Here is a 24,693-nt window from a genome sequence, read left to right on the forward strand (position 1 = left end):
CACAGCCGGCGTCAGAAGAACACAGACCTCCGCTGCACCAGCAGCTTGTACAGCGTGTGCTGGATCTGCTCCCTGACCTGGTCCGTCAGGTTGAACATCAGCATCGGATCCTCGGCCGCCTCCGGCGGGTAGCCGTCCGTCGGGATCGGCTCGCCGAACTGAATCGTCCACTTCGTCGGCAACGGCACCGCACCCAACGGACCGAGCCACGGGAACGTCGGCGTGATCGGGAAGTACGGGAAGCCAAGGAGCCGCGCCAGCGTCTTCGCGTTGCCGATCATCGGGTAGATCTCCTCCGCCCCGACGATCGAGCACGGCACGATCGGCGTCCCGGCGCGCAACGCCGTCGAGACGAACCCGCCACGCCCGAACCGCTGGAGCTTGTACCGCTCGCTGAACGGCTTGCCGATGCCCTTGAACCCCTCCGGCATCACGCCGACCAGCTCGCCCCGCTCCAGAAGCCGCTGCGCGTCCTCCGCACAGGCCAACGTGTGGCCGGCCTTGCGCGCCAGCTCGTTGACCACCGGCAGCATGAACACGAGGTCCGCGGCCAGGAGCCGCAGATGCCGGTTCTGCGGATGGTTGTCGTGCACGGCGACCTGCATCATCACGCCGTCCAGCGGCAGCGTCCCCGAGTGATTGGCGACGATCAGCGCACCGCCGTCCGCCGGGATGTTCTCGATGCCCTTCACCTCGACCCGGAAGTACTTCTCGTACAGGGGCCGCACCAGGGACATCAGGACCTGGTCGGTGAGTTCCTTGTCGTAGCCGAACTCGTCGACGTCGTAATCGCCCGTCAGGCGCCGCCGCAGGAAAGCGAGGCCGCCCGCGATGCGCCGGTCCAGGCCGCCGCCGGCCTGCGGCCGCTCCCGCGGATCCGGCTCCCGCGCGGCGGCGGGCGGTGACGGCTCGTGGTTTTGCTGCTCGGGCAGCGGCGCGACCTCGCGTACGGCCGCGGGCTCGCCCTTGCGCCGGCCGCTCGCGCCACGGCGGCGCGGAACCACCTTGCCGGCGCCGGCCCGTGACCGGTCGTCGTCGAACGGAATGACCTTGGCATCCGCCATCGTTGATGCGCTCCTCAGCTGGCGCTCTGCGTCGGGGGGTGGCCGCCGCCCAGGAAGGGCAGCGAGGCGATCCGGTCAACGGCCCCCGCGAGGGCCTCCGGCGGCAGAAGTCCGGGCCCGCGGCCACGGACGAACTCCGCGAAGGTCTCCGCCGTCGTGTACTCGGGCCGATAGCCCAGTGTCTCGCGCATCTGGGCCGTCGACACGACCCGCCCGTGCGTGAGCAGCCTGATCTGCTCGGGCGAGAAGTCCGTCGCGCCCAGCGTACGCAGGGCCGATCCCACCCAGGTCACGGCCGGCAGGAACACCGGCACCGTCGGCCGCCCGAGCCGGCGCGAGCACTGCGACAGAAGCAGCACGCCGTCACCGGCGACATTGAACGTGCCGCTGTTGAGCGTCCCCCGCGCCGGCTCGTGCGACGCGATCCGCAGCACCTCGATGACATCGTCCTCGTGCACGAACTGCAGGCGCGGGTCATAGCCGAGGACGGTCGGCAGGACCGGCAGCGAGAAGTACTCGGCGAGCGGCGAATCGGCGGCGGGACCGAGGATGTTCGCGAACCGCAGCACGCACACCGCGACGTCGGGCCGGCGCCGGGCGAACCCGCGCACATACCCCTCGACCTCCACGGTGTCCTTGGCGAAGCCGCCGCTGGGCAGCGACTTGGGCGGCGTCGTCTCGGTGAATACGGCCGGGTCGCGTGGCGCGGACCCGTACACGTTCGTACTGGACTTCACCACGAGCCGCTTGACCGCCGGCGACTTCTGGCACGCGCCGAGCAACTGCATCGTGCCGATGACGTTGGTCTCCTTGACGGAGCCCCGGCCGCCGCTGGCCAGCGGGGTGCCCGTGACGTCCAGGTGGACGACCGTGTCGACGGAGTGCTCCGCGAGCACCCGGGCGATCGCCGGCTGCCGTATGTCCGCCTGGAGGAAGTCGGCACCCCCCAGATGATGCGCGGGCGCCACCGCGTCCACAGCGATCACCCGGTCCACCTCGGGATCACGCTGGATGCGTCGTACGAAACGACCCCCGAGCTGCCGGGCCACCCCGGTCACGAGCACGACCTTGCCCAAGATCAGCGCCTACCTTCCGTCGCAGCCCTGCCGCGCCCCAGTTCCGCACCGCCTGGCTCTCGCCGCCACGTTAGCGGGTCGATGTTGCGCTGTGATGACCACGCGATGCAGGAAGTGACGACAGCCACAGACGTACGTACAGACCGAGGTCGCCGGGACGTGGCCCTACGCTCCCACACAACCCCGCGAAAGCGGCCTCATAAGGCCCGTGGAACGACTGTGGCCCCTCCACCGGACGGTGGAGGGGCCACAGAGCGCGCTTGTTGCAGCGGTCGCCTACTTCTTGTTGCGACGCTGCACGCGGGTGCGCTTCAGCAGCTTGCGGTGCTTCTTCTTGGCCATCCGCTTACGCCGCTTCTTGATAACAGAGCCCACGACTACCCTCGCTCACTTCTCTTCACTCGGTGCGGGGCGTCTGGGCCCACACGACCTACGTCGGCCTAGCCTACCCGGCCCAGCGCTGAGCCTGTAATCGAGGGATCCCGGAGGATGCCGTCAGGCTGTCCCCACCCCCACGTAGGACTCGCGGAGGTACTCGTGAACCGCTTGTTCCGGGACTCGGAAAGACCTTCCGACCCGGATCGCGGGCAGATGACCACTGTGCACCAGCCGGTACACGGTCATCTTCGAGACTCGCATCACCGAGGCGACTTCCGCCACGGTCAGGAACTGCACCTCGTTCAGAGGCCTACTCTCACCAGCAGCCATGACACACCTGAACCTTCCGCACTCGACGGCCACCGGCTTCCCCTTCCGGTGACTCAACGTCGTTGCGTGCTCACTCCCCAGACTAGGGGCGTGTGGTGCGAGTGGGGAAGAGGAGCAGCGGATGGCCGCCTACTGTGACAGACACGCTCGATTGAGTACATAGCGAGTAAGCGGTCGGTAGTAATCAGACCGCACAGCGTCATCAAGCGGAACGACTACGGACACCTGCCCCTCGGCCTCCCCCACGAACAGCGCGGGATCATCCGTATCCGCGAGCCCGATGGCATCGAACCCCAACTGACCTGCGCCGCAGACCCATCCATGGTCACCCACGACCAGCTCCGGCAGCAGCCCGCCGGCCTGCGCGGCGGCCGCGAGCACCGTGCGAACCGGGAGGGGTGAGTGGGTGTGTGCGCCGGTCTCACTCCCCGGCTCACGCGCGCCGGGTTCCCGCACCAGCGCGACTCCATGGACGTAGTCGAGGTCGTACGTGCGTAGACCGAACCGGGTCGTTATGTCGACACTCCCACCCTGCGCGGGAGTGAGGACGGGACATCCCGCCGCCGACAGAGCGTCCGCCAACGCGGCGTAGAAACCGAGGAGTCGATGCGGGTGACCCGTCCCGAACAGCACCGGGACCCGACCCCGCGCGGCCTCACCGAGCCGCGCCGCGAACGCGTCGAGCGCGGCCAGCGTCCGCTCCGGATCGATCACGTCGAACCCCGAGGTGTCCCCCGGATCGCCCGACACCCCGCACTTGTCGGCCATCAGCGCGAGCAGATCCCGCTGCCCCCAGCTCCACTCCGGGTCGAGGCCCAGAAGTATCCGGGGATCCCTGGCCGCGAAGAGCCGATAGCTGCGCAGACTCACCTCACGGGAGGTCGCAACGGGCCCGGCCAGATGGGCGGCCAGCAGATGCGCACGCAGCGCTCCGGTGCTCAACACCCGTGTGATGCTGGCGCATTGGGGTCCCTGCCACCCCTAAAACCCCGAAAACACCCCACACTTGGCGTAACGCCCCGTACCCTCACGGGCCGCCCGCCCCCACACCGCTACGGCAACAGTCCGCGCAGCGGGAACACCGCACGCCGAGTCGCCAGAACCGCCTGGTCGAGCCGGTCCGCCGGGTCGTACCCCGACTCCCACTCCTTGTACGAGACCGGCCACCGCCCGTCCGTCATCCGCGTGGGAGCCAACTGCCGAGTTCTGGCGAACACTTCCTGCCGCCAGTTCTCCGGAATCACCGTCCCGGGCGCGACCTCGTGCCCGGCGGCGATCCCCACCAGATGCGACCAGGACCGCGGCACCACGTCCACCACGGCGTACCCGCCACCGCCCAGCGCGACCCACCGTCCGTCCGCATGCTCGTGCGCCAGCTCATGACAGGCGACCTGCACGGCGCGCTGCGCGTCGAGCGACACCGCCAGATGCGCCAGCGGGTCCTCGAAGTGCGTATCGGCCCCGTGCTGCGTCACGAGGACCTGCGGCCTGAACTCCGCCAGCAACTCGGGCACGACGGCGTGAAAAGCCCGCAGCCATCCCGCGTCCCCGGTCCCCGCCGGCAACGCCACATTGACCGCCGCCCCCTCCGCCGGACCGTCGGCCCCCGTCTCCTCGGGCCACCCGGTCTGCGGAAACAGCGTCCGCGGATGCTCGTGCAGCGAAATGGTGAGCACCCGCGGGTCCTCCCAGAACGCCGCCTGCACCCCGTCCCCGTGGTGCACGTCCACATCCACGTACGCGACCCGCTCGGCACCCAGCTCAAGGAGACGAGCGATGGCCAGCGCCGCGTCGTTGTAGATACAGAACCCGGAAGCACCCCCGGGCATCGCATGGTGCAGCCCGCCCGCGAAGTTCACCGCGTGCAGCGCCTCACCCCGCCACACGGCCTCCGCCGCGCCCACGGACTGCCCAGCGATCAGCGCCGACACATCGTGCATACCGGCGAAGGCAGGATCGTCGACCGTCCCCAGCCCATAGGTCCCGTCCGCCGAAGCCGGATCGGCGGACGCGGCCTTGACCGCCTCCACATAGTCCTCGCGGTGCACAAGCCGCAGCGTCGACTCACCCGCCCGCTTGGCGGCGACGACGTCCACCTCACGATCGAGCCCAAGAGCCCCGACGAGACTTCTCGTCAGGGCCAGCCGGACCGGATCCATCGGGTGATCCGGGCCGAAGTCATAGCCCGTTACTGCCTCGTCCCACATCAGCTGTGCGCGGCCGCTCATGCCCGTCACCGTATCGGTCCGCTGCAGGGGCGAAGGACCGGGCGTACACGAGTGTCACGAGCACCAACACCATGGGAACGAGCATCGCCCCCCGGTAGTTCCACGCATCGCCCAGAGCCCCCACAAGGGGCGAACCGATCAGAAATCCCACATAGTTGAAGACATTCAGCCGGGCAATCGCCGAATCCGAAGCGTTCGGACCGTAATTCTCAAAAGCGTGCCTGCCCGCAGCGGCGAACGTCTGCGGCACGATCACGCACAACCCGAGCCCCAGCAGCGTGAACCCGAGCATCCCTACCCAGGGCCCTGGCGCCACCGCCACGACAGCGAACCCGAGCGCCGCGACCACGGCCCCGAACCGCACCACCACGACCGCCCCGAACCGCCGCACCCCAAGGTCCCCGAGCGCCCGCCCCACCAGCGTCATCACCATGTAGACGTTGTACGGAACCGTCGACAGCTGCTCCGAACTGCCCAGCACGTCCTGGAGGTACTTCGCACTCCAGTTGGAGACCGTCGAATCCCCGATGTACGCGAACGTCATCACCAGACACAGCGGCAACAGCAGCTTGAACACCACCGGGCCACCCGAGGCGCCCTGAGCACCCTCACCGGCGCCGCTCTCCCCGTCGACGTACCAGCGACTCCCCACGAACGCCGCCGGCAACAACAGCACGACCACCGGCAGATACGACACGAACAGCGAGAGTTCCCAGTGCGCCCCCACCCACGCGAGCGACGCCCCCACGATCCCGCCCAGGCTGTACGCCGCATGAAACCCGAGCATGATGCTGCGCCCGTACGCCCTCTGCAGGCTCACCCCGAGCATGTTCATGGACGCATCCAGCGCGCCCACCGCGATCCCGAACGCCCCCAGCGCCAGGGCCGCTTGCCACAGCGAGCCCCCCGCCCCGACCCCGAGCAGAGCCAGCAGCACGACCGGCTGCGACCACCGCAGGACCCGGCTGGGCCGCACCCTCTTGACCAGCTTCTCGGTACACACGCTCCCGACGCCGGCCAGGATCGGCACCGCAGCGAGAAAGACGGGCAACAGCCCATCCGATATGCCGTACTGATCCTGGATAGCCGGTATTCGAGTCACCAGGAGCGCGAACGTGGCACCCTGCACCAAGAAACTGAACGCCAGCGAGCCTCTGCCACGCCGCAGCACTTCTGTCATGGCCGCACAGCGTAGGCCCCAGAGCTACCCGTGGGTAGATGGATCTCGATGCATCTCGAACGAAAGTTCCCGGCCGCCGTCATCGGGCGACCGGGAAGAGGGTGTGCGCTGCGGACGTACCGGGACCGTGTCAGGCGACGCGCTCCACCTGAGCCAGGCCACTCGCCAGTTCCTCCTCGACCATCCGCTCCATCGGCCCCACGGCCAGACGCCCGCCGAACCGGATGGCCAGGACCACGGCGCCCGCCATGATCACATTGCCGAGCCAGACCATCGTGTCGACCGGCAGTGTGTACGCCCCCACGATCCGCACCACGCACTCCGTGACCAGCGCCAGGCCCCACACCGCCGTGAACACCCGCTCGGCCCGCACAAAGCGACCTGGCCCCGCCGACAGCCGCTCCCAGACCGCGGTCCGCCCGGCATCCCCCTTGGTCACGAAGGGCTTCAGCGCGGACGTGAGGAGCGGCTTGCCGACCACGACCGACACCAGCATCGAGATGCCCACGACACTGCTGATCCCACTGTCCTTGGCCAGCATCAGCCGAGGATCGCCCGTCACCGTGCTCAGCAGCAGCCCCACCATGTTGACGACGAGGATGACTCCGGCCAGCACATTGAGCCGCCGATCCCGCAGCACCCCCCACACGGTCCGCAGCGCCGGCAGCACACTGCTCCACCCCAGGGCGGCCAGCGTGCTCATGCCGAACCCCTTGCTCAGCACGTAGTACGACGCCATCGGCACGACCACGTCCACGACCAGCGGCTTGAGGCTTCCCAGGAGGGCCGCGCGGTCGCTCTGCGGGGCGGCAGCCGCGTCAGCGGACTTGACCGGTGTCTGTACAACGAGCTGGCTCATGATCGGGTTCCCTCCGTCGTCACTGTGTACGTCCCGTTCTCGATGTACTCAGCTTCGTGGAGGACCCCCTCCGCCCAACAGAAACGATCGTCCGGAGCTCGCGATGACAAATGTCAGGGCGCCTCGTACGGAGATGTCATGTGAGCAGGTCAGGCAACTCCCGCATGTCGCCGAAGAGTTCGGTGGCCGCGCTCAGCCGGCTCGCGGGCGTCATGGCCGTGAACCCGTACACGTCCATACCGGCGGCCACGGCGGCCTGAACGCCGAGCGGACTGTCCTCCACGACCGCGCACCTCTCCGGCGCCACGCCCATTCGCTGCGCCGCGTACAGGAAGAGATCCGGCGCCGGCTTCCCCCGCCCGACATCCTGCGAACTGAAGATCCGGCCGTCATCGAACCACTTGTCGTGCCCGGTCTTGCGATGCCCGACGCGGATCCGCTCGTGACTCCCCGAGGAGGCCACGCAGTACGGCACTCCATCGGTGGCCAGCTTCTCCAGGACCTCCACGGCCCCGGACACGGGCTCCAGCTCCCGCTCGAAGGCGGCGAATACCCGCCCGTGAAAAACATCGTCGAAATCCTCGGGCAGCCGCTGCCCGGTCCGCTCCTCGACAAGATCGTGCACGCGGTGCATGGCAGAACCCATGTAGTCCCTGAGGGATTCCTCGTACGAGGTGGGGTGCCCGAGTTCGGTGAGATAGCCGGCGAGAAGCTTGTTGGAGATCGGCTCGCTGTCGACGAGAACGCCGTCGTTGTCGAAGATGACCAGGTCGTATCGCATAGCTCGACCCTAAACGCAGAAAACCCCCGTAACAGGATTCTCATCCGTTACGGGGGTTTCTTCAAAAATAGTTCGGCGGCGTCCTACTCTCCCACAGGGTCCCCCCTGCAGTACCATCGGCGCTGTGAGGCTTAGCTTCCGGGTTCGGAATGTAACCGGGCGTTTCCCTCACGCTATGACCACCGAAACACTATGAAACTGTCAACCGCACCACGCTCTGTGACAAACGTGGGGTTGTTCGTGGTTTCAGAACCAACACAGTGGACGCGAGCAACTGAGGACAAGCCCTCGGCCTATTAGTACCAGTCACCTCCACCCGTTACCGGGCTTCCAGATCTGGCCTATCAACCCAGTCGTCTACTGGGAGCCTTAACCCCTCAAAGGGGGTGGGAATACTCATCTCGAAGCAGGCTTCCCGCTTAGATGCTTTCAGCGGTTATCCTTTCCGAACGTAGCCAACCAGCCATGCCCTTGGCAGGACAACTGGCACACCAGAGGTTCGTCCGTCCCGGTCCTCTCGTACTAGGGACAGCCCTTCTCAATATTCCTACGCGCACAGCGGATAGGGACCGAACTGTCTCACGACGTTCTAAACCCAGCTCGCGTACCGCTTTAATGGGCGAACAGCCCAACCCTTGGGACCGACTCCAGCCCCAGGATGCGACGAGCCGACATCGAGGTGCCAAACCATCCCGTCGATATGGACTCTTGGGGAAGATCAGCCTGTTATCCCCGGGGTACCTTTTATCCGTTGAGCGACGGCGCTTCCACAAGCCACCGCCGGATCACTAGTCCCGACTTTCGTCCCTGCTCGACCCGTCGGTCTCACAGTCAAGCTCCCTTGTGCACTTACACTCAACACCTGATTACCAACCAGGCTGAGGGAACCTTTGGGCGCCTCCGTTACTCTTTAGGAGGCAACCGCCCCAGTTAAACTACCCATCAGACACTGTCCCTGATCCGGATCACGGACCCAGGTTAGACATCCAGCACGACCAGAGTGGTATTTCAACGACGACTCCCCCTGAACTGGCGTCCAGAGTTCAAAGTCTCCCACCTATCCTACACAAGCCGAACCGAACACCAATATCAAACTGTAGTAAAGGTCCCGGGGTCTTTCCGTCCTGCTGCGCGAAACGAGCATCTTTACTCGTAGTGCAATTTCACCGGGCCTATGGTTGAGACAGTCGAGAAGTCGTTACGCCATTCGTGCAGGTCGGAACTTACCCGACAAGGAATTTCGCTACCTTAGGATGGTTATAGTTACCACCGCCGTTTACTGGCGCTTAAGTTCTCAGCTTCGCACACCCGAAAGTGCACTAACCGGTCCCCTTAACGTTCCAGCACCGGGCAGGCGTCAGTCCGTATACATCGCCTTACGGCTTCGCACGGACCTGTGTTTTTAGTAAACAGTCGCTTCTCGCTGGTCTCTGCGGCCACCCCCAGCTCATGAAGTAAATTCAATCACCGGTGATGGCCCCCCTTCTCCCGAAGTTACGGGGGCATTTTGCCGAGTTCCTTAACCATAGTTCACCCGAACGCCTCGGTATTCTCTACCTGACCACCTGAGTCGGTTTAGGGTACGGGCCGCCATGAAACTCGCTAGAGGCTTTTCTCGACAGCATAGGATCATCCACTTCACCACAATCGGCTCGGCATCAGGTCTCAGGCTCATGCTGTCCGGATTTACCTAGACAGCGCCCTACACCCTTACCCCGGGACAACCACCGCCCGGGCTGGACTACCTTCCTGCGTCACCCCATCACTCACCTACTACAAGTCTGGTCCGTCGGCTCCACCACTTTCCTTTCCCCGAAGGGTCCGGAACGGCTTCACGGACTTAGCATCGCCTGATTCAATGTTTGACGCTTCACAGCGGGTACCGGAATATCAACCGGTTATCCATCGACTACGCCTGTCGGCCTCGCCTTAGGTCCCGACTTACCCTGGGCAGATCAGCTTGACCCAGGAACCCTTAGTCAATCGGCGCACACGTTTCTCACGTGTGTATCGCTACTCATGCCTGCATTCTCACTCGTGAACCGTCCACAACTCGCTTCCGCGGCTGCTTCACCCGGCACACGACGCTCCCCTACCCATCCATACTCCCGTTGGGGATATGTGTATGAATGACACGACTTCGGCGGTACGCTTGAGCCCCGCTACATTGTCGGCGCGGAATCACTAGACCAGTGAGCTATTACGCACTCTTTCAAGGGTGGCTGCTTCTAAGCCAACCTCCTGGTTGTCTGTGCGACTCCACATCCTTTCCCACTTAGCGTACGCTTAGGGGCCTTAGTCGATGCTCTGGGCTGTTTCCCTCTCGACCATGGAGCTTATCCCCCACAGTCTCACTGCCGTGCTCTCACTTACCGGCATTCGGAGTTTGGCTAAGGTCAGTAACCCGGTAGGGCCCATCGCCTATCCAGTGCTCTACCTCCGGCAAGAAACACACGACGCTGCACCTAAATGCATTTCGGGGAGAACCAGCTATCACGGAGTTTGATTGGCCTTTCACCCCTAACCACAGGTCATCCCCCAGGTTTTCAACCCTGGTGGGTTCGGTCCTCCACGAAGTCTTACCTCCGCTTCAACCTGCCCATGGCTAGATCACTCCGCTTCGGGTCTTGAGCGCGCTACTGAATCGCCCTATTCGGACTCGCTTTCGCTACGGCTTCCCCACACGGGTTAACCTCGCAACGCACCGCAAACTCGCAGGCTCATTCTTCAAAAGGCACGCAGTCACGACTGTATGTGCAAGCACATACAGCGACGCTCCCACGGCTTGTAGGCACACGGTTTCAGGTACTATTTCACTCCGCTCCCGCGGTACTTTTCACCATTCCCTCACGGTACTATCCGCTATCGGTCACCAGGGAATATTTAGGCTTAGCGGGTGGTCCCGCCAGATTCACACGGGATTTCTCGGGCCCCGTGCTACTTGGGTGTCTCTCAAACGAGCCGCTGATGTTTCGACTACGGGGGTCTTACCCTCTACGCCGGACCTTTCGCATGTCCTTCGCCTACATCAACGGTTTCTGACTCGTCTCACAGCCGGCAGACTGTAAAAGAGAGATCCCACAACCCCACATGCGCAACCCCTGCCGGGTATCACACGCATATGGTTTGGCCTCATCCAGTTTCGCTCGCCACTACTCCCGGAATCACGGTTGTTTTCTCTTCCTGCGGGTACTGAGATGTTTCACTTCCCCGCGTTCCCTCCACATACCCTATGTGTTCAGGTATGGGTGACAGCCCATGACGACTGCCGGGTTTCCCCATTCGGAAACCCCCGGATCAAAGCCTGGTTGACGGCTCCCCGGGGACTATCGTGGCCTCCCACGTCCTTCATCGGTTCCTGGTGCCAAGGCATCCACCGTGCGCCCTTAAAAACTTGGCCACAGATGCTCGCGTCCACTGTGCAGTTCTCAAACAACGACCAACCACCCATCACCCCGAACCAGTAGTCCGAGTGCACTGGGGTCGGCACTGAAGGCGACCGTTTCGGCCGTACCTTCAGACACCCAACAGCGTGCCCGACCCGGCTCCGCCCGGAGATCATGCTTTCCACGCCCCGAAGAGCAGTACTCACAGCCTCCGACCCGTAAACCCGGTCGAATAGTCAACGTTCCACCCTTGAGCAACCACCGTCGAACATTTGCCGACGAAATGGCTCTTGGACCACCAAGTAAAACCTGGCAGCCAAAGTGCTCCTTAGAAAGGAGGTGATCCAGCCGCACCTTCCGGTACGGCTACCTTGTTACGACTTCGTCCCAATCGCCAGTCCCACCTTCGACAGCTCCCTCCCCACAAGGGGGTTGGGCCACCGGCTTCGGGTGTTACCGACTTTCGTGACGTGACGGGCGGTGTGTACAAGGCCCGGGAACGTATTCACCGCAGCAATGCTGATCTGCGATTACTAGCAACTCCGACTTCATGGGGTCGAGTTGCAGACCCCAATCCGAACTGAGACAGGCTTTTTGAGATTCGCTCCGCCTCGCGGCATCGCAGCTCATTGTACCTGCCATTGTAGCACGTGTGCAGCCCAAGACATAAGGGGCATGATGACTTGACGTCGTCCCCACCTTCCTCCGAGTTGACCCCGGCAGTCTCCTGTGAGTCCCCATCACCCCGAAGGGCATGCTGGCAACACAGAACAAGGGTTGCGCTCGTTGCGGGACTTAACCCAACATCTCACGACACGAGCTGACGACAGCCATGCACCACCTGTATACCGACCACAAGGGGGGCACCATCTCTGATGCTTTCCGGTATATGTCAAGCCTTGGTAAGGTTCTTCGCGTTGCGTCGAATTAAGCCACATGCTCCGCTGCTTGTGCGGGCCCCCGTCAATTCCTTTGAGTTTTAGCCTTGCGGCCGTACTCCCCAGGCGGGGAACTTAATGCGTTAGCTGCGGCACCGACGACGTGGAATGTCGCCAACACCTAGTTCCCACCGTTTACGGCGTGGACTACCAGGGTATCTAATCCTGTTCGCTCCCCACGCTTTCGCTCCTCAGCGTCAGTAATGGCCCAGAGATCCGCCTTCGCCACCGGTGTTCCTCCTGATATCTGCGCATTTCACCGCTACACCAGGAATTCCGATCTCCCCTACCACACTCTAGCCTGCCCGTATCGACTGCAGACCCGGGGTTAAGCCCCGGGCTTTCACAACCGACGTGACAAGCCGCCTACGAGCTCTTTACGCCCAATAATTCCGGACAACGCTTGCGCCCTACGTATTACCGCGGCTGCTGGCACGTAGTTAGCCGGCGCTTCTTCTGCAGGTACCGTCACTTTCGCTTCTTCCCTGCTGAAAGAGGTTTACAACCCGAAGGCCGTCATCCCTCACGCGGCGTCGCTGCATCAGGCTTTCGCCCATTGTGCAATATTCCCCACTGCTGCCTCCCGTAGGAGTCTGGGCCGTGTCTCAGTCCCAGTGTGGCCGGTCGCCCTCTCAGGCCGGCTACCCGTCGTCGCCTTGGTGAGCTTCTACCTCACCAACAAGCTGATAGGCCGCGGGCTCATCCTGCACCGCCGGAGCTTTCAACCCCCTCCCATGCGAGAGAGGGTGTTATCCGGTATTAGACCCCGTTTCCAGGGCTTGTCCCAGAGTGCAGGGCAGATTGCCCACGTGTTACTCACCCGTTCGCCACTAATCCACCCCGAAGGGCTTCATCGTTCGACTTGCATGTGTTAAGCACGCCGCCAGCGTTCGTCCTGAGCCAGGATCAAACTCTCCGTGAATGTTTCCGGGTAATCCCGGTGAACACCACGAGAGCGGAACCGTCGGGAGGAATAATCCCCACGATTCACTGCGTCCTCGCTAGTGCGCCTCACCCCGGTGTGGGAGTGAGGACTTTTTCAAAGGAACCTCCAACCCACCAAAGGTGGGCCGGGGTTGTCAATCTGGCGTTGACTTTTGGCACGCTGTTGAGTTCTCAAGGAACGGACGCTTCCTTTGTACTCACCCGAGAGACTCTCTCAGGCTTTCCTCCGGGCAGTTTCCCTTCGGTCTTGCGTTTCCGACTCTATCAGACTCTTTCGTGTCCGATTTCCTCGGTGCCTTTCAGGTTTCCGCTCCGGCCTTTCGGCTTTTCGCGTTTCCCTTTCCGGCGGTTCCGACTCTATCAGATCCTTTCGGGCCTGACTCCCAGTCAGCGGGGCTTGTCTTCGCGGCTGTTGGGCCGTTCCGACGAGTGAGACTTTAGCGGAGTCCTGGCTCCCGAGCTAATCGGGGGCGTCCTTTCGAACGCGGATTCCTCATTTCGCAAAGACGCATGAAAACGAGCCGTGGCGCATCTCAGAGAGACGCGACATCGATCGTTGAATGGTTCTTGCGGAATGGCCACCCGGGGACCGGTCAAGGACCGGAGCTCACGTCGGGCAACTCGGAGAACACTACGTACCGGGCCCAGGGGTGTCAACTTCACGCCTGTGAGGTCTACTCTTGGGCTCGTGACTACGCATGCGCACACCCAGCAGTGGTGGGCCGCCTGACGGCGGCCGGCAGAAGCATGCACCCAACGGCCGCCGCCTCGGCGGCCGTTCTTGTATCTCCCTCCTGGAGACCACGGAGCCCGGCAGCCGGGCCGCGGCGGTCCTGACCAGGAGGTGGAGTAATGACGCGAATCTTCAGCGGGGTCAAGCCGACCGGGCATCTGACGCTGGGGAACTATCTGGGCGCCGTACGTCAGTGGGCTGAAGTCGATCAGCACAGAGCTGACGCGCTGTTCAGCGTCGTCGATCTGCACGCGTTGACCGTGGACCACGATCCCGGGCGGGTGCGGCGACTCAGTAAGCAGGCAGCGACGCTGTTGCTTGCCTCGGGGCTCGATCCCGAGGTGTGCACCGTGTTCGTGCAGAGTCATGTGGACGAGCACGCCCGGCTGTCGTATCTGCTCGAGTGCGTCGCCACGGACGGCGAGATGCGGCGGATGATCCAGTACAAGGAGAAATCCGCCCGCGAGCAGGAGCGGGGCGGGAGTGTGCGGCTGTCGCTCCTGACGTACCCCGTGCTGATGGCGGCGGACATCCTCGCTTACGGGGCGGACGAGGTTCCTGTGGGTGATGACCAGACGCAGCACGTCGAGCTCTCCCGGGATCTGGCGGTGCGGTTCAACCAGCGGTACGGGCACACCTTCGTGGTGCCGCGGGCGACGCCGCCCGCTGTCGCGGCGCGAGTCATGGACCTCCAGGACCCGACTTCCAAGATGGGGAAGTCGCACGAGAGCGGGGCCGGGATCGTCTATCTCCTCGACGAGCCGGACGTCGTGCGGAAGAAGATCCTGCGGGCGGTCACGGACAGCGGCACGGAGGTCGAGTACGACCGCGAGGCCAAGCCCGGGGTGTCGAATCTGCTGGAGATTCTGGCCGCTTGTGAGGGTGGGAACCCAGACGGCTTGAGCGGTGTATATGAGTCGTATGGCGCGCTGAAGAGGGCGACCGCGGAGGCCGTGGTGGAGCTTCTTGCGCCACTGCAGAAGAGGCACAAGGAGCTGGTTGCGGATCCCGCGTATGTAGAGGAGGTGCTGCGGCGGGGAGCTGAGCGGGCGAGGGAGATGGCGAAGCCGACCGTGGACGCCGCCTATCGGGCGATCGGGCTGCTTCCCCCTACCTGAGCGTTCCTATCTGAGCGTCCCTATCTGAGCGTCCCTATCTGAGCGTGCCCATAAGGCGGCACGTTCCTGGATGGGCGTTCCTGGGAGACGCGTTCCTAGGAGGGGGTGAAGGGCCGCTGGGCGAAGGAGGCCCGGTAGGAGCGTGGGCTGGTGGCGAGGCGCGATGCGAAGTGCTGGCGCATCGTGACCTCGCTGCCGAAGCCCGCGCGGCGTGCGACCTCGGGCATGGGGAGGTCGGTGCGTTCGAGCAGCTTCTGCGCTGCCGCCATGCGCTGATCCAGGAGCCAGCGCAGAGGGGTGGTGCCAGTGGCTGCGGTGAAGTGACGGGCGAAGGAGCGTGGGGACATGCCGGCGCGGGCGGCGAGGCCGGCGACGGTGAGCGGTTCGTGGAGGTGCTGGAGGGCGTATGCGCGTACGGAGGTGAGGGCATCGGCGTCGCGGTCGGCTCGTGGCGTGGGGTGCTCGATGAACTGGGCCTGCGTTCCGGTGCGGAAGGGGGCCGTGACCATCGATCGGGCGATGGTGGCGGCGGTCTCCGCGCCGTGGGTCCTGCGGACGAGGTGCAGGCAGAGATCGATGCCGGCGGCCGTGCCGGCGGCGGTCCAGATGTTGTCGTCCTCGATGAAGAGGGCGTCGGGTTCGACGGTGACGAGGGGGTGATGGGCGCGGAGCAGGTCGACGAGGTTCCAGTGGGTGATCGCGCGGCGGCCGTCCAGTAGGCCGGCTTGGGCGAGTGTGAAGGCGCCTCCGCAGAGCGCCGCGATGGTGACTCCGCGGGCGTGGGCTCGGCGCAGGGACTCGAGGACCGGTTCGGGCGCGGGGGTGAGGTGGTCGTCGAGGCCGGGGACGACGAGCAGGTCGGTGGCTGGCGCGAGGCGTGTCAGCCAGGTGAGGGTGCGATCGGGGGTGAGGGTGAGTCCACCTCGCATGGGGACGGGTGTCGGGTCTTCGGCGATGCGCCGCAGGTCGAAGGCGGGGACGCCACGGTCGGTGCGGTCGGTGCCCCAGACCTCGGTGATGACGGAGACGTCGAAAGCCCGGATGCCGGGGAAGGCGAGGAGGGCGATGCGCTGAGTGGGGCGCGGCAGTGTGTGCGGATCTGGGTGCGGGTCTGGGTGCGGCACGGTGGCAGTAAACCATCGATCGCTGTCTTTTGTGTCTCTGGGGCAGATGCGCTCCCGACGGGAGCATCGTGGGCATGGAGATCGCAGAGAACGCAGCGCTGATCGTGGTGGACGTGCAGAAGGGGTTCGAGGAGGAGGGGTTCTGGGGACCGCGGAACAACCCTGGGGCTGACGAGAACATCGCGTCGCTGATCGACGCGTGGCAGTCGACGGGGCGACCGGTCGTCTTCGTGCGGCATGACTCGCCGAAGCCTCAGTCGCCGTTGCGGCCGGGGTATGCCGGGAACGGCTTCAAGGAGTACGTGGAGGAGCGGCGTGGGAAGGGGGACGGGGCGGAGCTCCTGGTGACGAAGTCCGTGAACTCGGCGTTCTACGGGACGCCGGACCTGGACGCGTGGCTCAGGGCGGCCGGCATCGGGCAGTTCGTGGTGGCCGGGATCCAGACCAACATGTGCGCGGAGACCACAGCACGCATGGGCGGGAATCTGGGGTACGAGGTGCTGTTCGCATTGGACGCGACGCACACCTTCGACCTGGAGGGCCCGTTCGGCTGGCGCCGCACAGGGGAGGAGCTGGCCCAGGCCTCAGCGGTGTCACTGCACGGGGGTGGCTTCGCCCGGGTGGTCACGACGGCGGAGGTTGTGGCTGCGGCGGAGGCGGGGGCGCTTCGCGGGTGACGGTCGGTACTGGTTCGGTGTCGCCGACACGCGTGCGGGGGGCGTGGGCACCGGGGCAGCCGGGTGGCGTGGGCAGCCGCGTCCACGTCGGGTGTGAGCCGTCGCGGCGTCGGTGCGGCATCACCGTGCCGCGTGGTTCGTGGGGCGCCGGGATGACCGGATCGGCCGCCCCGCGGGGTGAGCTGCCGCGTTCCAAGTCGGTGCAGGTCGTCGCGGCGCTGGGGTGGGTCGTCCGTGCAGGGCCTGGCTCACGCGGGCGAGTGGATTGGCGCACGAGGGGGCGACGGTGCGCCACCGTGCTGGGTCGACCGGGTCGGCAGCCAGGTGCGGCGAGCCGCTGCGGCCCGCCGCATCCCGGCCCTGCCCGGGTCGGATCGGGTCGGGTCGGGTCAGGTCAGGTCAGGCCGGGTCGGGTCGGGTCGGGTCAGGTCAGGCCGGGTCGGGTCGGGTCGGGTCAGGTCGGGTCAGGATGCGGCGGGCGAGGTGAAGCTCGCCGCCCCGTCGGGCCAGCCCCCGGTTCCGGGTAAGCCGCGTGGGGGCGGGACGGGCCGAGCTTCAGCAAGGGCCAGGATCAGCCGGTCCGGAGATGGCCAGGGAGGCCGGGGCGGCCGGCCGGGGTAGCCAGGCCTCGCATCGCCCCAGGCCGGGGTAGCCAGGCCAGGCGTCGCCCAGGTGGGAAATCAGCCACGTGGGTGTTGAGGCCCGTGTGGGCGTACGTCCGTGGGGGCCATAGGTCCGGGGGGCGTACGTCGGGGGGGGGCGTACGTCGGGGGGGCGTACGTCGGTGGGTCAGTTGTTGCCGGAGGCCAGTTCGCGGCTGCGGTCTCGGGCGGCTTCCAGGGCGGCGATGAGGGCGGCGCGGACTCCGTGGTTTTCGAGTTCGCGGATGGCGTTGATGGTGGTGCCGGCGGGGGAGGTGACGTTTTCGCGGAGCTTGACGGGGTGTTCGCCGCTGTCGCGGAGCATCACGGCGGCGCCGATCGCGGACTGGACGATCAGGTCGTGGGCCTTGTCGCGGGGCAGGCCGAGCAGGATTCCCGCGTCGGTCATGGCTTCGACCAGGTAGAAGAAGTACGCCGGGCCGGAGCCGGAGAGGGCGGTGCAGGCGTCCTGCTGGGACTCGGGGACGCGGAGCGTCTTGCCGACGGCGCCGAAGATCTCCTCGGCGTGGGCGAGGTGGGCGGCCGTGGCGTGGGAGCCGGCGGAGATGACGGACATGGCCTCGTCGACGAGGGCGGGCGTGTTCGTCATGACGCGCACGACGGGGGTGCCTTCGGGGAGGCGCTCCTCGAAGAAGGTGGTGGGGATGCCCGCCGCGCCGCTGATGATCAGGCGGTCGGCGGGGAGGTGCGGGGCGAGTTCGGTGAGGAGGGTGCCCATGTCCTGGGGCTTGACCGTGAGGATCAGGGTGTCGGCCTGCTTGGCGGCTTCCGCGTTGGTGACGGGGGTGACGCCGTAGCGGGTGCGGAGCTCTTCGGCGCGTTCGGGGCGGCGGGCCGTGACCAGGAGGTTGGCAGGGGCCCAGCCCGCTCGGATCATTCCGCTGAGCAGGGCTTCGCCGATCTTTCCGGTGCCGAGGACTGCGACGTGCTGCTGGGGCATGGAGGCCACCCTTCGGGGCGCGAGGTTCGGTGCGGTTGCGTCCGTCGGGGTCATCCTCGCATCGGCGGCGGTCAGGCCGTACGGCGGCGGAGCGTTGCGGCGCCGAGGGCCAGGACGAGGACGGCGCAGCCGGCGACGACGGCCGCGTCGCGGATGAAGTCGGCGGTGAGGTCGGTGTGGCGGAGGACTTCGTTCATGCCGTCGACGGCGTACGACATGGGGAGGACGTTGGAAATCCCTTCGAGGACGGGCTGCATCTTGTCGCGCGAGATGAACAGGCCGCACAGGAGCAGCTGGGGAAAGATCACCGCCGGCATGAACTGGACGGCCTGGAACTCGGAGGCCGCGAAGGCGGAGACGAACAGGCCGAGGGCGGTGCCGAGCAAGGCGTCGAGGAGGGCGACCAGGAGCAGGAGCCAGGCGGAGCCGGTGACGTCGAGGCCGAGGCCCCACAGGGCGAGGGCCGTCGCCAGTACGGACTGGACTACCGCGAGAGCGCCGAAGGCGAGGGCGTAACCGGCGATGAGGTCGCCCTTGCCGAGGGGCATGGCGAGGAGGCGTTCGAGGGTGCCCGAGGTGCGTTCGCGCAGGGTGGCGATGGACGTGACCAGGAACATCGTGATGAGCGGGAAGATGCCGAGGAGGGAGGCGCCGATGGAGTCGAAGGTGCCGGGGCTGCCGTCGAAGACGTAGCGGAGCAGGAAGAGCATCACGCATGGGACGAGCAGCATCAGGGCGATGGAGCGCGGGTCGTGGCGGAGCTGGCGCAGGACTCGGGCTGCGGTGGCGAGGGTGCGGGCTGCGTTCATCGGGGGCTCCGCTGGAGGGTGTTGGCCTGGTCGACAAGGTGGAGGAAGGCGTCTTCGACGGTCGCGGCGCCGGTGCCGGCTCGTAGGGCGTCGGGGCTGTCGTCGGCGAGGATCTCGCCTTCGCGCATGAGGAGGAGGCGGTGGCAGCGCTCGGCCTCGTCCATGACGTGCGAGGAGACGAGGAGCGTGGCGCCGCGCTCGGCGGCGATGGAGTGGAAGAGGTTCCACAGGTCGCGGCGCAGGACGGGGTCGAGGCCGACGGTGGGTTCGTCGAGGACGAGGAGTTCGGGGGTGCCGAGGAGGGCGACGGCGAGGGAGACCCGGCTGAGCTGGCCGCCCGAGAGGTTGCCGGCGAGAGCGTCGGCGTGGGAGGTGAGGTCCACTTCAGTGATGACGCGGGCGACGTCGTCCCGGCGGTGGGAGGCGGCGGCGCGGCCCGGCTGGAGTACTGCCGAGAAGTAGTCCAGGTTCTGGCGGACCGTCAGGTCTGCGTATACGGAGGGGGCTTGGGTGACGTATCCGATGCGGGAGCGGAGTTCGGCGGAGCCTGCCGGGTGGCCGAGGACGGTGAGCGTGCCGGTGACCTTGGCCTGGGTTCCGACGATCGCGCGCATGAGCGTGGACTTGCCGCAGCCCGAGGGGCCGAGGAGACCGGTGATCTGACGTCGGGGGACGGTGAAGTCCAGGGCGTGCAGGACGGGGCGGGGGCCTCGGACGACCGTGAGGTCCGTGGCGCGGACGGCGGCAGCCGGTGGTTCCGGCGAAGAGGGGGGCGAGGAGGAGGGCGAAGCAGCGGGAGAGGGGGAGGGAGGGAGTTCCGGGGAGGATGACCCTTCGGGGATATTCATCATGTGATGAATATCCCTCCGGTGAGGCCGGGCGTCAAGCGCCAGGGGGCGCTTTGGCGGCGCCGGCGCTCGTGGGAGCGATCGGAAGCGGGGCGTCCGGGGGCGGGTGACTCCGCGCTTCCGAGGACATCGGGATGTAACCGCAGTTCGGCCCGCCCTCAACTCCCTTACGTGACAATGGATTTCAGTGCCGGGGTCTCCCCCACTGCCGGCGCCCACGCATCTCCCCCGGAGGTGCGCCCCAGATGCGTCATGCAGCTATTTCCCGCTCCCTCGCCCGTCTCTCGCTCACCCCTGACTCCCCCGCCCGTCGCCTCCCCCGTCGCCTCATCCGTTGCCTCCCCCGTCGCTTCTCCCGTGCCGATCTGGGCGCGTCCCTCGTCGTCTTTCTTGTCGCGCTCCCCTTGTGTGTCGGCGTCGCCGTCGCCTCCGGGGTGCCGGCCGAGCTCGGGCTGATCACGGGCATCGTCGGCGGTCTCGTCGCCGGGGCGCTGCCCGGCAGCAGCCTGCAGGTCAGCGGGCCCGCGGCCGGGCTGACCGTCCTCGTCTACGAGGCCGTGCACACCCACGGCCCCGCCGCGCTCGGCGTCCTGGTGGCGGCCGCCGGACTCGTGCAGATCGGGCTGGGGGTGCTGCGGATCGGGCGGTGGTTCCGGGCTGTGTCCGTCGCCGTCGTGCAGGGGATGCTCGCGGGGATCGGCCTCGTACTCGTCGCAGGTCAGGTGTACGCGATGGGGGACGCCGCGCCCGTGCCCGCGAGCGGGGTGGGCAAGGTGCTCGGGCTCGCGGCGCTGCCCGGTGCGTCGGATCCCGTCGCGCTCGCGGTCGGCGTCGGGACCGTTGTCGTACTGGTGCTGTGGCCTCGCTGGCGGTCTGCGGCGCGGCTGCTGCCCGCGCCGCTGGCAGCGATCGGGCTGGCGGCCGCGGTGACCGGGGCGTTCGGGTTACCGGTGCGCAGGGTGGAGGTGCGCGGACTGTTCGACGCGGTGCAGCTGCCCTCGCCGGCGAGTGCGGGGCTGCTGACGCAGGCCGGGGTCGTCGGGACCGTCCTCGCGTTCGCGCTCATCGCGTCCGCGGAGTCCCTGTTCAGCGCGGCGGCCGTGGACCGGTTGCACGGCGGACCGCGAACGGACTACGACAAGGAGCTGATCGCCCAGGGCGCCGGGAACACGGTGTGCGGGGTGCTCGGGGCGCTGCCCATGACCGCCGTGATCGTGCGGAGCGCGGCCAATGTGGGGGCCGGGGCGCGGACCAAGGCGTCGCGGATCCTTCACGGGGTGTGGCTGCTGCTGTTCGCGGCCGTGCTGCCCGCCGCGCTGGGGCTGATTCCGGTGGCGGCACTCGCGGGGCTCCTGGTGCACGCGGGCTGCAAGCTGGTGCCGGTGCGGGAGTTGGTGCCGCTGTGGCGTGAGCATCGGGGCGAGGCGGTGGTGCTCGCGGTGACGGCGTTCGCCATCGTCGCGACGAATCTCTTCGAGGGGGTGCTGGCGGGGCTCGCGCTGGCCGTCGCGAAGACGGCGTGGGACATCAGCCACGTACAGGTGCGGACCGAGGACCGGGGGGCTGCGGGGCTGGTCGTACGGGTGGCCGGCAATGCCACGTTTCTGCGGCTGCCGAAGCTGCTCGACGCGCTGGAGGCGTTGCCTGCCGACCGGGACGTGCGGCTGGAGCTGAGTGGGCTGAGGCATCTTGATCACGCGTGCGCCACGGCGTTGGAGGGGTGGGTGGCGGGGCGGGTGCGGACGACGGTGTCGTGAGGTTGTGGGGGGCGGCGGCCGATTTCGTGAGGTGACGGGTGCGGACGACGGTGTCATGAGGTTGTGGGGGGCGGCGGCCGATTTCGTGAGGTGACGGGGGCGGCCGCCGGTGTCGTAGTGGCTGTGGGTCAGGTGCGGGTGGCTACCAGGAGTTCGACCACGTAGGTCTCCTCCACCGTGCCGTCCGGGAAGAGTTCGCCGACCCGGGCGCGCTCCTCGGCGAGGAAGGCCTGCGCGTCGCCCTCTTGGAGGACGAGGAACGCCGAGTGGCTGCCGATGTTGGCGAGGTGCGTGTCCAGCGGGACAAGCCGGCTCCAGCGCACATGTCGAAGGGTGACCTCGCCGCGTCCCGGCAGGTCCGTGAGGCCCGACAGTTCGGTGGCGCGGGCCTCGTCGGGGCGCTGCCTGGCGCCCGTCTCCACGCCTACGTGGCGCGCGATGCGCTCGTGCTGCGCGGCGATCCACGGGACGTCGAGGGCAACGGTGTTCCACCACAGCGCGAGCGCGCCGCCCGGGCGCAGGACCCGCATCGCCTCGGGGGCCGAGCGGGCCGACTCGGTCCAGTGCCACGACTGGGCGTAGGTGAGGAGGTCCAGGGAGGCGTCGGCGAGGGGGAGGGCATTGCCGTCGCCCCGCACGATCGGTACGCCGGGCAGCGCCCGGCGGAATTCGACCGCCATGCCCTCGCCCGGCTCGACGGCGACCACGCGGGCGCCGCGCGCGTGCAGGAGGGCGGTCGAGATGCCGGTTCCCGCGCCTACGTCGGCCACGCGGGCGCCGGCGAGGGGCCGTCCGGCGGCGTCCTCGACGGCGTCCAGGAGGGCGGGCGGGTAGGACGGGCGGCTCGCGGCGTACTGGGCGGCCGCAGCGTTGAACGAGTGGGCGCGCGAGACGGTGGGCATGCCGCCATCCTGTCCTGTGCGGGGGACTCTCGTCAGTACGTGGTGTGTGGCTCGGGCGGTGCCTCGTCGCCCGTCCGTGCGTGGGGGGCTGTGTTTGCGCCTGGGGGTGCGTCAGCCCTTGCGCTTCTTCTTCGACGGGTTGCCGGTGCGGCGCGTGCTGCGGCGTTCGTACTGTTCGCGGGCGGTCGCGTACTCCTGCCTGCGGAGCTTCTCGCCCGGGGCCTCGGAGAAGCAGCGCAGGCAGTAGGCGAGCAGCACGCCGACGAAACCGATCGACATGAAGCCGCGCAGGGACGCCTGCGCCTCGGGGTCCGGACGCTTGGAGAAGCCGTCCCACGTGCGGCGGAAGGCGAGGGCGCTGCAGATCGCGAACATCAGGACCACTAGTACGTTCACGAAGGAACCGACGTCGGCGATGGCCAGGCCCTCGTACGCGAAGCGCAGCACGAAGCAGCCGGCCGCCGCGCCGACGAGCGCGCCCGCGGCGACCGCGACGCGGCGCCAGGTGTAGCCGCCGTCGTGCTCGACCCAGGTCCTGCCGAAGAAACGGATCTCCTCGGGCTGGGGGCCCGCGGGGGTGCCGCCGGCTGCTTCCGGGGTCTCGGGGGCGGGGCGGGGGGTGCCGGATTCGTCGCTCACGTGTCGATTATGGCTGGCGCCCCCGGCTGCTCCGGGGTCGGAGGTGGGGCTGGGGTGAGGCCTATGTGGGGCCTGGGTGGGGCTTGGGTGGCGCGAGGCAGGTCCGGGGATTGTCGTACCCCTCCCCTACATTGCCCGCATGACGGAATACGTACTAGTCGCAGGCGCGTGGCTCGGGGCGTGGGCGTGGGACGACGTGGTGCCGGAGCTGCGCGCGGCCGGGCATGGCGCGCACGCCGTGACGCTCTCCGGGGTCGCCGACAAGCAGGGCGTTCCGGCCGGGCAGAAGACCCATGTCCAGGACATCGTCGACGAGGTGGAGCGCCTCGGACTGCGCGATGTCGTCCTGGTCGGGCACAGCTACTCGGGCATCCCGGTCGGTCAGGCCGCCGAGCGGATCGGTGACCGGCTGAAGCGCGTGGTGTTCGTCGACTCGAGTGTTCCGGCGGACGGGGAGTCGTTCGTGTCCGCGTGGTGGCAGGGGCCGGCGGCGCTGGCGGCCGTACTCGCGGCGAACGATGGTTACTGGCCGCCGCTGACTGCGCCCGAGTGCGAGGGGCAGGGGCTCGACGACACGCAGGTCGCGCGGTTCGTGGGCGGGTCCACGCCGCACCCGGGGGCGTCCCTGTCGGAGCCGGCCGTGCTGTCCCGCCCGCCGGGCGAGCTTCCGGCGACGTACATCAAGTGCCTGCTCGACGGGCCCGAGCCGACGGACGACGTGGCCGAGCTTCTGCGCGGCGAGAACTGGCGGCTGCGGGAGATGGACACGGGGCACTGGCCGATGTTCTCCCGGCCGGAGGAGCTGGCGCGGATTCTTCTTGAGGAGGCAGGGGGTTGAGGGCCGGGGTAAGGGCGGCCCGGGGCCCGCGGTGAAGTGACGGGGCCGGTCGCGCACGTCGGAGTACGCGACCGGCCCCCGCCATCCGCTATGCGCAGCGCGGCGCCACGTAGCCGTCGCTGCCTGTCTTCACGTAGGCGTCGGAGACGTACTCACCGACGCCGATGTTGTCCCAGATCTTGGTCGTGCCGTAAGGGCCGCTGACGGTCTCCCCCGGGCGCTGGCAGAAGATCGGCACTGTGGCGCCCTCCGGCAGCACGCGGACCAGTCGGTAGTGCGTGCCGGGACCACTGCGGACGTTCAGCGTCGTGCCGGGCGCGACCGCGTAATAGCGCTGCGCCGCGGCCGCCACGGCCTCTCCTGCACCCTCTATTTCCTCAACCGCCATGCGGGCCTCCCCCGTTGAACTCCTGAGCCTTCTTGGCGCCGAACCCTCTGGAGCTCCGCCGGGGCCTCGTTCAGAGATCGTTGAGCCCCCGTT

20 protein-coding genes and 3 rRNA genes are annotated in these 24,693 nt (G+C 67.1%); 4 read left to right on the forward strand and 19 right to left on the reverse strand.

The features are described 5' to 3' along the window. Positions 1–11: 11 nt before the first annotated feature. The 12 genes from OHA58_RS15135 to OHA58_RS15190 form a co-directional block, all read right to left on the reverse strand. Entirely contained in the window at positions 12–1,064 is a 1,053-nt protein-coding gene (locus OHA58_RS15135; RefSeq protein WP_405479154.1) for a lysophospholipid acyltransferase family protein, read from the reverse strand. A gap of 14 nt (positions 1,065–1,078) precedes the next feature. Next, positions 1,079–2,140, reverse strand: coding sequence for an NAD-dependent epimerase/dehydratase family protein (locus tag OHA58_RS15140; protein ID WP_116511381.1), 1,062 nt, complete (start codon positions 2,138–2,140; stop codon positions 1,079–1,081). Positions 2,141–2,416: 276 nt separating this feature from the next. After that, a complete protein-coding gene (locus OHA58_RS15145; RefSeq protein ID WP_003948845.1) occupies positions 2,417–2,515 on the reverse strand; it encodes a 30S ribosomal protein bS22 in 99 nt (32 codons plus the stop codon). Positions 2,516–2,635: 120 nt separating this feature from the next. Next, positions 2,636–2,848, reverse strand: a complete 213-nt coding sequence (locus OHA58_RS15150) for a helix-turn-helix domain-containing protein (protein ID WP_127832639.1) — start codon at positions 2,846–2,848, stop codon at positions 2,636–2,638. A gap of 129 nt (positions 2,849–2,977) precedes the next feature. Further along, complete coding sequence (locus OHA58_RS15155) at positions 2,978–3,793, reverse strand: phosphatase (RefSeq protein ID WP_405479156.1); 816 nt, start codon at positions 3,791–3,793, stop codon at positions 2,978–2,980. 107 nt (positions 3,794–3,900) lie between these two features. Next, complete coding sequence (locus OHA58_RS15160; RefSeq protein WP_405479158.1) at positions 3,901–5,076, reverse strand: acetoin utilization protein AcuC; 1,176 nt, start codon at positions 5,074–5,076, stop codon at positions 3,901–3,903. After that, a complete protein-coding gene (locus tag OHA58_RS15165) occupies positions 5,027–6,256 on the reverse strand; it encodes an MFS transporter (RefSeq protein WP_405479159.1) in 1,230 nt (409 codons plus the stop codon). The genes OHA58_RS15160 and OHA58_RS15165 overlap by 50 nt, the downstream gene beginning before the upstream one ends. 130 nt (positions 6,257–6,386) lie before the next feature. Next, positions 6,387–7,115 carry a VC0807 family protein gene (locus tag OHA58_RS15170; protein WP_405479161.1) on the reverse strand — a complete coding sequence of 243 codons (729 nt, stop codon included), beginning with the start codon at positions 7,113–7,115 and terminating at the stop codon, positions 6,387–6,389. Positions 7,116–7,251: 136 nt separating this feature from the next. Then, complete coding sequence (locus tag OHA58_RS15175; protein ID WP_405479163.1) at positions 7,252–7,896, reverse strand: HAD family hydrolase; 645 nt, start codon at positions 7,894–7,896, stop codon at positions 7,252–7,254. 70 nt (positions 7,897–7,966) lie between these two features. Continuing rightward, positions 7,967–8,083 (reverse strand): 5S ribosomal RNA (rrf, locus tag OHA58_RS15180). 89 nt (positions 8,084–8,172) lie between these two features. Beyond that, a 23S ribosomal RNA gene (locus OHA58_RS15185) occupies positions 8,173–11,296 on the reverse strand. Positions 11,297–11,614: 318 nt separating this feature from the next. Further along, positions 11,615–13,142 (reverse strand): 16S ribosomal RNA (locus OHA58_RS15190). Together the 16S, 23S and 5S rRNA genes form the textbook arrangement of a ribosomal RNA operon. 875 nt (positions 13,143–14,017) lie before the next feature. Here OHA58_RS15190 and trpS point away from each other — a divergent pair. Next, positions 14,018–15,016: a tryptophan--tRNA ligase gene (gene trpS / locus OHA58_RS15195; RefSeq protein WP_405479165.1), complete on the forward strand. Its 999-nt coding sequence runs from the start codon at positions 14,018–14,020 to the stop codon at positions 15,014–15,016. 95 nt (positions 15,017–15,111) lie between these two features. Here the strand turns inward: trpS and OHA58_RS15200 are convergent, their stop codons facing one another. Beyond that, positions 15,112–16,140, reverse strand: coding sequence for a GlxA family transcriptional regulator (locus OHA58_RS15200; RefSeq protein ID WP_405479167.1), 1,029 nt, complete (start codon positions 16,138–16,140; stop codon positions 15,112–15,114). A 74-nt stretch (positions 16,141–16,214) separates the two neighbouring features. On the opposite strand from OHA58_RS15200, the gene OHA58_RS15205 reads away from it, so the two are divergent. Next, positions 16,215–16,817, forward strand: a complete 603-nt coding sequence (locus tag OHA58_RS15205; protein WP_405479169.1) for a cysteine hydrolase family protein — start codon at positions 16,215–16,217, stop codon at positions 16,815–16,817. 789 nt (positions 16,818–17,606) lie between these two features. Here the strand turns inward: OHA58_RS15205 and proC are convergent. The 3 genes from proC to OHA58_RS15220 form a co-directional block, all read right to left on the reverse strand. After that, complete coding sequence (proC, locus tag OHA58_RS15210; protein ID WP_405479170.1) at positions 17,607–18,419, reverse strand: pyrroline-5-carboxylate reductase; 813 nt, start codon at positions 18,417–18,419, stop codon at positions 17,607–17,609. Between the two features lie 71 nt (positions 18,420–18,490). Next, complete coding sequence (locus OHA58_RS15215; protein ID WP_116511397.1) at positions 18,491–19,228, reverse strand: ABC transporter permease; 738 nt, start codon at positions 19,226–19,228, stop codon at positions 18,491–18,493. Beyond that, the gene (locus OHA58_RS15220) at positions 19,225–20,079 is read right to left on the reverse strand and encodes an ABC transporter ATP-binding protein (RefSeq protein WP_405479172.1); all 855 of its coding nucleotides are present in this window, start codon (positions 20,077–20,079) and stop codon (positions 19,225–19,227) included. The genes OHA58_RS15215 and OHA58_RS15220 overlap by 4 nt, the downstream gene beginning before the upstream one ends. Positions 20,080–20,321: 242 nt before the next feature. On the opposite strand from OHA58_RS15220, the gene OHA58_RS15225 reads away from it, so the two are divergent. Then, positions 20,322–21,833, forward strand: coding sequence for a SulP family inorganic anion transporter (locus OHA58_RS15225; RefSeq protein ID WP_405479174.1), 1,512 nt, complete (start codon positions 20,322–20,324; stop codon positions 21,831–21,833). A gap of 128 nt (positions 21,834–21,961) precedes the next feature. On the opposite strand, the gene OHA58_RS15230 is transcribed toward OHA58_RS15225, so the two are convergent. Both OHA58_RS15230 and OHA58_RS15235 read right to left on the reverse strand, forming a co-directional pair. After that, positions 21,962–22,735 (reverse strand): class I SAM-dependent methyltransferase, encoded by a 774-nt coding sequence (locus OHA58_RS15230; protein WP_405479175.1) that lies wholly within the window; start codon positions 22,733–22,735, stop codon positions 21,962–21,964. Between the two features lie 111 nt (positions 22,736–22,846). Continuing rightward, complete coding sequence (locus tag OHA58_RS15235; protein WP_405479176.1) at positions 22,847–23,374, reverse strand: EamA/RhaT family transporter; 528 nt, start codon at positions 23,372–23,374, stop codon at positions 22,847–22,849. 139 nt (positions 23,375–23,513) lie between these two features. Between OHA58_RS15235 and OHA58_RS15240 the strand changes: the two genes are divergently transcribed. Further along, positions 23,514–24,212 (forward strand): alpha/beta fold hydrolase, encoded by a 699-nt coding sequence (locus OHA58_RS15240; RefSeq protein ID WP_405479177.1) that lies wholly within the window; start codon positions 23,514–23,516, stop codon positions 24,210–24,212. A gap of 88 nt (positions 24,213–24,300) precedes the next feature. Here the strand turns inward: OHA58_RS15240 and OHA58_RS15245 are convergent, their stop codons facing one another. After that, complete coding sequence (locus OHA58_RS15245; RefSeq protein ID WP_405479178.1) at positions 24,301–24,600, reverse strand: peptidase; 300 nt, start codon at positions 24,598–24,600, stop codon at positions 24,301–24,303. Between the last annotated feature and the right edge of the window lie 93 nt (positions 24,601–24,693).

This window comes from Streptomyces sp. NBC_00009 (assembly GCF_045040855.1).
Taxonomy (GTDB): Bacteria; Actinomycetota; Actinomycetes; order Streptomycetales; family Streptomycetaceae; genus Streptomyces; species Streptomyces aureus.

What these genes read in the sequence shown, in the direction of transcription:
- OHA58_RS15205 (WP_405479169.1), top strand. Translation starts at nt 16,215, where the DNA reads ATGGAGATCGCAGAGAACGCAGCGCTGATCGTGGTGGACGTGCAGAAG.
- proC (WP_405479170.1), bottom strand. Translation starts at nt 18,419, where the DNA reads ATGCCCCAGCAGCACGTCGCAGTCCTCGGCACCGGAAAGATCGGCGAA.
- OHA58_RS15220 (WP_405479172.1), bottom strand. Translation starts at nt 20,079, where the DNA reads ATGATGAATATCCCCGAAGGGTCATCCTCCCCGGAACTCCCTCCCTCC.
- OHA58_RS15225 (WP_405479174.1), top strand. Translation starts at nt 20,322, where the DNA reads ATGCGTCATGCAGCTATTTCCCGCTCCCTCGCCCGTCTCTCGCTCACC.
- OHA58_RS15245 (WP_405479178.1), bottom strand. Translation starts at nt 24,600, where the DNA reads ATGGCGGTTGAGGAAATAGAGGGTGCAGGAGAGGCCGTGGCGGCCGCG.
- OHA58_RS15175 (WP_405479163.1), bottom strand. Translation starts at nt 7,896, where the DNA reads ATGCGATACGACCTGGTCATCTTCGACAACGACGGCGTTCTCGTCGAC.
- OHA58_RS15240 (WP_405479177.1), top strand. Translation starts at nt 23,514, where the DNA reads ATGACGGAATACGTACTAGTCGCAGGCGCGTGGCTCGGGGCGTGGGCG.
- OHA58_RS15160 (WP_405479158.1), bottom strand. Translation starts at nt 5,076, where the DNA reads ATGAGCGGCCGCGCACAGCTGATGTGGGACGAGGCAGTAACGGGCTAT.
- OHA58_RS15170 (WP_405479161.1), bottom strand. Translation starts at nt 7,115, where the DNA reads ATGAGCCAGCTCGTTGTACAGACACCGGTCAAGTCCGCTGACGCGGCT.
- OHA58_RS15135 (WP_405479154.1), bottom strand. Translation starts at nt 1,064, where the DNA reads ATGGCGGATGCCAAGGTCATTCCGTTCGACGACGACCGGTCACGGGCC.
- trpS (WP_405479165.1), top strand. Translation starts at nt 14,018, where the DNA reads ATGACGCGAATCTTCAGCGGGGTCAAGCCGACCGGGCATCTGACGCTG.
- OHA58_RS15165 (WP_405479159.1), bottom strand. Translation starts at nt 6,256, where the DNA reads ATGACAGAAGTGCTGCGGCGTGGCAGAGGCTCGCTGGCGTTCAGTTTC.
- OHA58_RS15215 (WP_116511397.1), bottom strand. Translation starts at nt 19,228, where the DNA reads ATGAACGCAGCCCGCACCCTCGCCACCGCAGCCCGAGTCCTGCGCCAG.
- OHA58_RS15150 (WP_127832639.1), bottom strand. Translation starts at nt 2,848, where the DNA reads ATGGCTGCTGGTGAGAGTAGGCCTCTGAACGAGGTGCAGTTCCTGACC.
- OHA58_RS15230 (WP_405479175.1), bottom strand. Translation starts at nt 22,735, where the DNA reads ATGCCCACCGTCTCGCGCGCCCACTCGTTCAACGCTGCGGCCGCCCAG.